The organism is Stenotrophomonas sp. NPDC077659 (genome assembly GCF_050268705.1).
Lineage (GTDB): Bacteria > Pseudomonadota > Gammaproteobacteria > Xanthomonadales > Xanthomonadaceae > Stenotrophomonas.
In genome coordinates this window covers 23226-32269 of record NZ_JBNNHG010000033.1, presented here as the reverse complement: position 1 = coordinate 32269, position 9044 = coordinate 23226, and the positions used below count along the sequence as shown (strand labels likewise).

Sequence of the window (9044 nt, the reverse complement as noted above, 5' to 3'; positions counted from 1 at the left end):
TGCCTCGGGCGGGTTGGGCAGGACGCCCAACCCCGGTCTTGCCGTGTGCGCAGGATGGCGCACACGAGCAAGCGGCGGCCAAGCGTACAGGGGTGAGGGCGCTTTGCTTGCGAAGCATTGCTTCGCAAGCGCCCGAACGCCCAGCCGCCAGCGGCTGGGCCGGGCCCCGGAGGGGGACTTGCGGCGTCCCCGCAATCCGACACCGCCCCGCCCAACCACGGATACCCCGCTGTTGCTGTTGCTGTTGCTGTTGCTGTTGCTGTTGCTGTCGCTGTTGCTGTTGCTGTTGCTGTCGCTGTTGCTGTTGCTGTTGCCGGCCAGCGGCCGGCACTACTGCGGGTGCAGGGCTGCAAGCCCTGCCGACCAACCCCTTGATTTCGGGACAATCAGCCATACCCCTTTGCCAGGCCGCACGCGCTGGCGCGGCATTGCACATGGAGCCCTATCGATGACCGAGACCCACCAGACCGAAACCCTTGGCTTCCAGACCGAGGTCAAGCAGCTGCTGCAGCTGATGATCCACTCGCTGTACTCCAACAAGGAAATCTTCCTCCGCGAGCTGGTCTCCAACGCCGCCGACGCCGCCGACAAGCTGCGCTTCGAGGCCCTGACCCAGCCGGCCCTGCTGGAGGGTGACAGCGAGCTGCGCGTGCGCGTCAGCTTCGACTCCACCGCCCACACCATCACCATCGAAGACAACGGTATCGGCATGAGCCGCGCCGAGGCCATCGCCCACCTTGGCACCATCGCCAAGTCCGGCACCGGCGATTTCCTGCGCCAGCTGTCCGGCGACCAGAAGAAGGATTCGCAGCTGATCGGCCAGTTCGGCGTCGGCTTCTACAGCGCCTTCATCGTCGCCGACGAAGTGGAAGTGACCTCGCGCCGTGCCGGCCTGGCCGCCGCCGAAGGCGTGCGCTGGACCTCGCGCGGGGAAGGCGATTTCGAGGTGGCCACGGTCGACAAGGCCGAACGCGGCACCCGCATCGTGCTGCACCTGAAGGACGGCGAGCACGACTTCGCCGATGGCTGGCGCCTGCGCAGCATCCTCAAGAAGTACTCGGACCATATCGGCCTGCCGATCCAGATGCCGAAGGAAGGCGAAGAAGGCGCCGCCGGCGAGTGGGAGACCGTCAATCGCGCCAGTGCCCTGTGGACCCGCCCGCGCACCGAGATCAGCGACGCCGAGTACACCGAGTTCTACAAGCACGTGGCGCACGACCACAGCGACCCGCTGGCATGGAGCCACAACAAGGTCGAAGGCAAGCTGGAGTACACCTCGCTGCTGTACGTGCCCGGCCGTGCACCGTTCGACCTGTACCACCGCGACGCACCCAAGGGCCTGAAGCTGTACGTGCAGCGCGTGTTCGTGATGGACCAGGCCGAGCAGTTCCTGCCGCTGTACCTGCGCTTCATCAAGGGCGTGGTCGATTCCAACGATCTCTCGCTGAACGTCTCCCGCGAGATCCTGCAGTCCGGCCCGGTCATCGATTCGATGAAGGCCGCGCTGACCAAGCGCTCGCTGGACATGCTGGAAAAGCTGGCTGCCGACAGGCCCGAGCAGTACGCCACCTTCTGGAAGGAATTCGGCCAGGTGCTGAAGGAAGGCCCGGCCGAGGACTACAACAACCGCGAGAAGGTGGCCGGCCTGCTGCGCTTCGCGTCCACCCGTGGCGAAGCCGATGCACAGACCGTGTCGCTGGCCGATTACATCGGCCGCATGGCCGAGGGCCAGGACAAGATCTACTACCTGACCGGCGAGAGCTACAGCCAGGTGCGCAACAGTCCGCATCTGGAAGTGTTCCGCAAGAAGGGCGTGGAAGTACTGCTGCTGACCGACCGCATCGACGAGTGGCTGATGGGCTACCTGACCGATTTCGACGGCAAGGGTTTCGTCGACATCGCCCGCGGCGACCTCGACCTGGGCGCGCTGGAAAGCGAGGCCGACAAGCAGGAACAGGAAGCGGCCGCCAAGGACAAGCAGGCCCTGGTGGAGCGCCTGAAGACCGTGCTCGGTGATGACGTGGCCGAGGTGCGCGTCTCGCACCGCCTGACCGATTCGCCGGCGGTGCTGGCCATCGGCGAACAGGACCTGGGTCTGCAGATGCGCCAGATTCTGGAAGCCAGCGGGCAGAAGGTGCCCGACAGCAAGCCAGTGCTTGAGATCAACCCGGGCCACCCGCTGATTGCCAAGCTCGATGCGGAAGCCGACGGCGCGCGCTTCGACGACCTGGGCCGGGTGCTGTTCGACCAGGCCGCGCTGGCCGCCGGTGACAGCCTGAAGGATCCGGGCGCCTATGTGGCGCGGTTGAACAAGCTGCTGCTGGAGCTGTCGGCCTGACCGACGGGGTGGTCGCCGGGCCTGGCCCGGCGCTACCGGGCGGTGATGGATGCCAACCTCGGTTGGCGCCCTGCCCTGGTAGATGCCAACCCCGGTTGGCGCTCCAAAGGCGTGTCAACCGAGGTTGACACCTACCAGAGCCGGTTGCCTCACGCGCTCCGGTCCAGCAGCGAGCCCAGCATCTGGTCCTGGCGGCGGATCACCGCGGCATTGGCAGCAAACGCCACCACCTCAGCCCTGGCCGCCAGCAGGTCGCCCAGCGGCACCGTCGGGTCGGGATCGGTCGTGGTAACGGTGGTTTCCACCCCGCCCTGTTCCGCAACACTGCGCTGCATCTGCAGCCGTTCGGCATCAGGAGCGGCAAGGTTGGCCACGTTGTGTGCGGCTACCTGTATGCCCTGCTGGGCCGCACGCATGCCGGACAGCGCAGTCTCCATCACGTTCATCGGCGGCCTCCGGGCCGCCCTGCGCAGCCCCTCGGACCAGTTAACGGACCCGTACACGCAACCTTGAGTCCACATCAGGCCAACAGGCCCGGGTGGTAGCATATCCCTCTGATTTCAGCGCCTTTTGCCAATGCTCAGTTTTTTCCGCCGCAAGAAGCCCCAGGACGCCGCCACGCCGGAGGCGCCCAAGACCCAGCATTACTCGGCTGACGAGCTGGCGGCGGCGTTCCCGTCCGCTGCCCCGGCCGAGGAGACCCCGGCCACGCCTGTAGCCGCGCTGGTCAGTGCCGAGGCCGCCACGCCTGCGCCCGTCGCAGCGCCCGAACTGCCGGTTGCCGCCGCACCGGTGGCACCAGCCCCGGAACGCGTCATCGCTCCGGAGGACTTTGAAGCCGAGGCGCTGGCTGCCGCCGCCGTGCTCGCGCCGCTGGCACCGGTCACTCCGGCCGAAGCACCGGCTGCACCGGCCGCTGACCTGCCGGTGCTGGTCGACGCCGCCCCGGCCCCTGCCGGCAAGCCCGGCTGGCGTGAGCGCCTGCGCAACAGCGTCATCGCCCGCAGCTTCGGCGGCCTGTTCTCGCGCAATCCCAAGCTCGACGACGACCTGCTGGACGAACTGGAAACCGCACTGATCACCGCCGACGTCGGCGTGGGTGCCACCACCGACTTGGTCGAGGGCCTGCGCAAGCGCATGAGGTCGCGCGAATTCGTCGACGCCAATGCGCTGCTGGCCGCGCTGCGCAGCGAACTGATCGCGATCCTGCAGCCGGTGGCCAAGCCGCTGGTGATCGACCGCAATGCCAAGCCCTTCGTGGTGCTCACCGTCGGCGTCAACGGCGTCGGCAAGACCACCACCATCGGCAAGCTGGCCAAGCGCTTCAAGGATGAAGGCCACAGCCTGATGCTGGCCGCCGGCGATACCTTCCGTGCTGCCGCCGTGGCCCAGCTGCAGGCCTGGGGCGAGCGCAACGGCGTCGCCGTGGTCGCCCAGGGCCAGAACGCCGATGCCGCCTCGGTGGCCTACGACGCGCTGCAGGCGGGCAAGGCACGCGGCACCTCGGTGCTGATCGCCGATACCGCAGGCCGCCTGCATACCCAGTCGGGCCTGATGAACGAGCTGGGCAAGATCCGCCGCGTGCTCGGCAAGATCGACGAAACCGCGCCGCACGAAGTGCTGATGGTGATCGACGGCACCACGGGCCAGAACGCGCTGTCGCAGCTGCGCCAGTTCAATGCCGCAGTGAAGGTGACCGGCCTGGTGGTGACCAAGCTGGACGGCACCGCCAAGGGCGGCGTGGTCTTCGCCCTGGCCCGCGAGTTCGGCATTCCGATCCGCTTCGCCGGCATCGGCGAGCGTCCGGAAGACCTGCGCGTGTTCGACCCGGAAGCCTTTGTCGACGCCCTGCTGCCTGAGGCGCTGGGCGGCTGAGACGCATGCAGCCACGCATGGCGTGACTCTACCGCACTCCACGTGCAGCCACCCATGGGGTGGCTCTACTGGTAGAGCCGCCCCATGGGTGGCTGCCTCTTCCCGGAACGCCGATGCCCCGCCAGCCAAACGCCAGCGCCGACACCGCCCCACAAGACGGCTTCGTCGCCCGTCTGCTGCACTGGTTCGACGGCCACGGCCGTCACGACCTGCCCTGGCAGCATCCGCGCAGTCCCTATCGGGTCTGGCTGTCGGAAATCATGCTGCAGCAGACCCAGGTGACCACGGTCATCCCCTATTTCCAGCGGTTCCTGCAGCACTTCCCGACCCTGCCCGACCTGGCTGCCGCCAGCAACGATGCGGTGATGGCGCAGTGGGCCGGGTTGGGTTACTACGCCCGCGCACGCAACCTGCACGCGGCGGCCAAACGCTGCGTGGAGCTGCATGACGGCGACCTGCCGGGCGATTTCGATGCCCTGCACGCCCTGCCTGGCATCGGCCGCAGCACTGCCGGCGCGATCCTCAGCCAGGCATGGAACGCCCCGTTCGCGATCCTTGATGGCAATGTCAAGCGCGTGCTCAGCCGCTACCACGGCATCGAAGGCTTTCCCGGCCTGCCAGCCATCGAAAAGCAGCTGTGGTCGCTGGCCGAAGCGCATGTGGGGCAGGTCCCAGCCGGGCGCATGGCCGATTACACCCAGGCGCAGATGGACCTCGGCGCGACCGTGTGCAGCCGTGCCAAGCCTGCGTGCGTGATCTGCCCGCTGCAGCAGGACTGCGTGGCACGCCGCGAAGGCCGCACCGCCGAGCTGCCCACGCCGAAACCCGGCAAGACCCTGCCCGAGCGCGAGGCAGTGGCCCTGCTGCTGCGCGATGCCCAGCAACGCGTGCTGCTGCAGAAGCGCCCGGACACCGGCATCTGGGCGCAGCTGTGGACCCTGCCACAGGCCGACGCCGGCAGCGAACTGCAGGACTGGTTCGACACGCATGTCGACGGTTCGCTGGAAGAGGCCGAGGAACTGCCGGTGCTGCAGCACACCTTCAGCCACTACCGGCTGCACCTGCAGGTATTGTCGCGACAGGTCCGCGGCCTGCGCGTGGAGGAACCCGCACTGCGCTGGGTCGCCGCCGATGAACTCCCGGCGCTGGGCCTGCCTGCGCCGATCCGCAAGCTGCTGGACGGCACGCCGGTCAAGGCGCCGAAACGCAGATCCACGAAAACCCGCAACCACGAGTGACTACCATGCCCCGAACCGTCTTCTGCCAGTACGAACAACGCGATGCCGAGGGCCTGGACTTCGTGCCCTACCCTGGTGAGCTGGGCCAGCGCGTGTTCAACCACATCGGCAAGCAGGCCTGGGCGGCGTGGCTGGCGCACCAGACCATGCTGATCAACGAGAACCGCCTGTCCCCGCGCAAGCCGGAACACCGCGCGATGCTGGAAGCAGAGCTGGTCAAATTCCTGTTCGAGAAGGACGCTGAGAAGCCGGCCGGCTTCACCCCGGAAGCCTGAGGCCAGGCAAAAAAGGGGACGGAGGGGATTAAGTCGTTTGTTCCACAAACGACTTAATCCCCTCCGTCCCCTTTTTTTATTCTTCGCGCTCCTGCACCTGCGCCTGGCGCATTTCCTTTTCCTGCGCACGCAGCGCTTTCACGTCCAGCTTGCGGATGGTCTTGATGAAGCACGGCAGGCGCGGGCCGCCGGTGGGATCGCGCACCAGCACCTTGTCGAATGGCGTCGTGACCCGGCCCATGTGGCTGGTCAGGCCGATGGCCGGCGCATAGGACAGGTCCGGGCACGGCCCGGTCAGTTCCAGCAGATAGGCTTCACTGGGCTTGGTCCACACCGCCAGCGCACCGTCCCCCAGCTCGGTCCAGCCGTTGAGCGTGCCGAAGAACTGCATGTCCTTCTGCGGCGGGCCTGCATGCGCACGGTAGAGGTCCAGCCGGTCGGCACTGCTCAGGCCGGTGGTGGCGCAGCCGGCCAAGGCCAGGCACAGGCCAGCGATCAGCAACGGGGTTTTCATGGCGATCTCCAGCGGGAATGTGTCGCCATCATGCGCCCGCCAAGGCAACGCGGACGCGACGACCAGCGGCCCCATTCAGCCGCCGGTCGGCGCTGTCCGCCGGATCCCATCACACGTTGGCGTGGGCCAATGCGTGCAGGCGACCTTCGCGGAGCTCCAGCACCCGGTCCAGGCGGCGGGCCAGGCTGCGGTCGTGGGTCACCAGTACCAGGCTGGTGTGACGCGCGCGGTTGAGCTCCAGCATCAGCTCGAACACGGTGGCGGCAGTACGGTCATCCAGGTTGCCGGTGGGCTCATCGCCAAGCACGCAGGCCGGGTGGTTGACCAGCGCACGCGCCACGGCGGCACGCTGGCGCTCGCCCCCGGACAGCTCGCCCGGCTTGTGGTCCAGGCGATGGCCGAGGCCGACCGCTTCCAGCAGTGCGGTGGCCCGGCTGCTCGCTTCGGCCACGCCGGTACCGGCCAGCATCACCGGCATCATCACGTTTTCCAGCGCAGTGAATTCCGGCAGCAGGTGGTGGAACTGATACACGAAGCCCAGCGCCTGGTTGCGCAGCAGGCCACGTGCGGTGTCCGACAGCGCCGACATGCGCTGGCCGGTGACGTACACCTCGCCGGCCGTCGGTACATCCAGCCCACCCAGCAGGTGCAGCAGCGTGCTCTTGCCGGCGCCGGAGGCACCGATGATCGCCACCGTCTCGCCGGCATTGACGTTCAGGTCCAGCCCGTCGAACACCGGGGTCTGCATGCGCCCTTCGGCGTAGGTCTTGCCCAGCGCCTCGGCACGGATCACTTCATCGCCGAGATTGACGACCTTATTCATAACGCAGGGCCTCCGCCGGCTGGGTGCGTGCTGCCCGCCAGGCGGGGTACAGGGTGGCCAGGAAACTCATCAGCAGGGCGATCAGCGTGATCGCCACGATGTCGCCGGTCTGCATGTCGGTGGGCAGGCCGGTGATGTAGTAGACGTCTTCCGGCAGCAGCTTGACGTTGAACAGCGACTCGATGGCGCTGAGGATGCGCTCCAGGTTCAAGGTCAGGGTGATGCCGCCGATCAGGCCGGCCAGCGTGCCGAAGATGCCGATCAGCGAGCCCTGCACCATGAACACCTGCATCACCCCGCCGGGGGTCAGGCCCAACGTGCGCAGGATGGCGATGTCGGCCTGCTTGTCGGTCACCAGCATCACCTGCGAGGACACCAGATTGAAGGCACCCATCGCGATGATCAGCGACAGCAGGATGCCCATCACCACCTTTTCCATGCGCAGCGAGTGGTAGAGATTGGCGTTCTGCTGTGTCCAGTCGCTCACCCGATAGGCGCCACCCAGGTTCTGTGCCAGGTCCACGCCCACTTCCAGCGAACGGTCCATGTCGTGCAGTTTCAGGCGGACGCCGGTGGCACCGTCCGAGCGCAGCACGCGCTCGAGGTCTTTCATGTTGGCGAAGCCGACGCCGCGGTCGACCTCGTTGTAGCCGGCCTCGAAGATGCCGCTGACGGTGAAGCGCTTCATCCGTGGCACCGCTCCTGCGGGCGTGCCCTGCACTTCGGCAAAGGTCACCAGTACCTGGTCGCCTACATCCACACCCAACCAGATGGCCAGCTCCTTGCCCAGCAGCAGGTTGAAGCTGCCCGGCTTGAGGCTGTCATAGCTGCCCTTGGTGATCTTCCTGTCGATCACCGACACCTTCGGTTCCAGCGCCGGATCGATGCCCTGGATGATCGCGCCCTGCACGCGCGGGCCGCTGATCATCGACTGGATTTCGATGTACGGCGCAGCACCGGCCACGCGCGGATCCTTGTTGGCCACGTCGACCACGCGCATCCAGTCCGGCATCGGCTCGCCATCGCGGCTGATGGTGGTGTGGGCGGTCATCTGCAGCAGGCGGCTGCGGATTTCCTTCTGGAAACCGCTCATCACCGCCAGGGTGGTGATCAGCACCGTCACGCCGAGCGCGATGCCCAGGATCGATGCCATTGAAATGAACGAAATGAAGCCGTTGCGGCGCTTGGCGCGCAGGTAGCGCAGGCCGATGGCCACGGGGATGGGTTTGAACATGCAGGCACGCCAGTCGATTCAGTCTATGGTGCCATCGTACGGGGTCGACGTGAAACGTCACGTGCGGATACGGCCAGTCGCAGTTCACGTCGCTGCCGGTGGTTCAGCACATCGGGCCAGAACAGCAGGCGCCCCTGTCGCCCTTCCCTGCGCCAGTGCAGCAGCAGCCAGGGGCCACGCACCACCAGCCGGGGGGCGTCGATGTCGCTGCCATCCAGCTGCAGCGGTGCCGGCAGCACGGTCAGATCAAGCCAGCGCCGGGGCCTGCGCAGCCGCACCACACTCTGGATCACGCCGAGCACCCAGACCGCCAGCAACGCTGGCCAGTACCGGTCTTCCGGCAGCGCCGAGGCACCCAGCAGCCAGGGCGCGGCCAGCAACACCAGCGCCTGTGCGCCGGCCTGCAGCCGCGAGGGCCGCCACTCAAGCCTTGAGGGCGAGGATCTTCTGCATGAGGGGGATGGCGTGTGCATGCGGGCAGGCCTCGTAGCCCATGAACCAGCGCCACAACTTATCGTCCTCGCAGTCGAGCAGGAACAGGAAAACCTCGCGCTCTTCGGTCGGCGCAGTGCCCCATTCGCGGTCCAGGTAGCGCCCGAACAGCTGGTCCAGCTCGCGCATGCCGCGACGGCAGCGCCAGCGCAGCTTCTTCAGCAGGGTGTCTTCGTCCATTGTGTTTCTCCAGATACAGCAAAGCCACGCATGGCGTGGCTCTACTGAGGTGGTGCAGCCACGCGTGGTGTGGCT

General features: G+C 67.0%; 10 protein-coding genes. 4 read left to right on the top strand and 6 right to left on the bottom strand.

The genetic code is table 11. The annotated features are described in order from the left end of the window. Nucleotides 1-448 precede the first annotated feature (448 nt). Nucleotides 449-2338, top strand: coding sequence for a molecular chaperone HtpG (htpG, locus tag ACQKDV_RS07370; RefSeq protein WP_427783102.1), 1890 nt, complete (start codon nucleotides 449-451; stop codon nucleotides 2336-2338). A gap of 149 nt (nucleotides 2339-2487) precedes the next feature. Here htpG and ACQKDV_RS07365 read toward each other — a convergent pair whose 3' ends face one another. After that, the gene (locus ACQKDV_RS07365; RefSeq protein ID WP_427783101.1) at nucleotides 2488-2784 is read right to left on the bottom strand and encodes a hypothetical protein; all 297 of its coding nucleotides are present in this window, start codon (nucleotides 2782-2784) and stop codon (nucleotides 2488-2490) included. A gap of 130 nt (nucleotides 2785-2914) precedes the next feature. Between ACQKDV_RS07365 and ftsY the strand changes: the two genes are divergently transcribed. The 3 genes from ftsY (at nucleotide 2915) to ACQKDV_RS07350 (ending at nucleotide 5726) form a co-directional block, all read left to right on the top strand. Continuing rightward, nucleotides 2915-4213: a signal recognition particle-docking protein FtsY gene (gene ftsY / locus ACQKDV_RS07360; RefSeq protein ID WP_427783100.1), complete on the top strand. Its 1299-nt coding sequence runs from the start codon at nucleotides 2915-2917 to the stop codon at nucleotides 4211-4213. Between the two features lie 113 nt (nucleotides 4214-4326). Beyond that, on the top strand, nucleotides 4327-5451 hold the full coding sequence (gene mutY / locus ACQKDV_RS07355) for an A/G-specific adenine glycosylase (protein WP_427783099.1): 1125 nt from the start codon (nucleotides 4327-4329) through the stop codon (nucleotides 5449-5451). A 5-nt stretch (nucleotides 5452-5456) separates the two neighbouring features. Beyond that, nucleotides 5457-5726 (top strand): oxidative damage protection protein, encoded by a 270-nt coding sequence (locus ACQKDV_RS07350; RefSeq protein WP_324809621.1) that lies wholly within the window; start codon nucleotides 5457-5459, stop codon nucleotides 5724-5726. 76 nt (nucleotides 5727-5802) lie between these two features. On the opposite strand, the gene ACQKDV_RS07345 is transcribed toward ACQKDV_RS07350, so the two are convergent. From ACQKDV_RS07345 to ACQKDV_RS07325, 5 genes are all read right to left on the bottom strand, one after another. Further along, on the bottom strand, nucleotides 5803-6240 hold the full coding sequence (locus ACQKDV_RS07345) for a DUF6491 family protein (protein WP_427783098.1): 438 nt from the start codon (nucleotides 6238-6240) through the stop codon (nucleotides 5803-5805). 109 nt (nucleotides 6241-6349) lie between these two features. Beyond that, nucleotides 6350-7063, bottom strand: a complete 714-nt coding sequence (gene lolD, locus ACQKDV_RS07340) for a lipoprotein-releasing ABC transporter ATP-binding protein LolD (RefSeq protein WP_427783097.1) — start codon at nucleotides 7061-7063, stop codon at nucleotides 6350-6352. Next, nucleotides 7056-8297 (bottom strand): lipoprotein-releasing ABC transporter permease subunit, encoded by a 1242-nt coding sequence (locus ACQKDV_RS07335; RefSeq protein ID WP_427783096.1) that lies wholly within the window; start codon nucleotides 8295-8297, stop codon nucleotides 7056-7058. Before ACQKDV_RS07335 ends, lolD begins: the two co-directional genes overlap by 8 nt. 23 nt (nucleotides 8298-8320) lie before the next feature. Continuing rightward, entirely contained in the window at nucleotides 8321-8770 is a 450-nt protein-coding gene (locus ACQKDV_RS07330; RefSeq protein WP_427783095.1) for a hypothetical protein, read from the bottom strand. Beyond that, nucleotides 8721-8969 (bottom strand): succinate dehydrogenase assembly factor 2, encoded by a 249-nt coding sequence (locus ACQKDV_RS07325; RefSeq protein ID WP_427783094.1) that lies wholly within the window; start codon nucleotides 8967-8969, stop codon nucleotides 8721-8723. The genes ACQKDV_RS07330 and ACQKDV_RS07325 overlap by 50 nt, the downstream gene beginning before the upstream one ends. Nucleotides 8970-9044 lie beyond the last annotated feature (75 nt).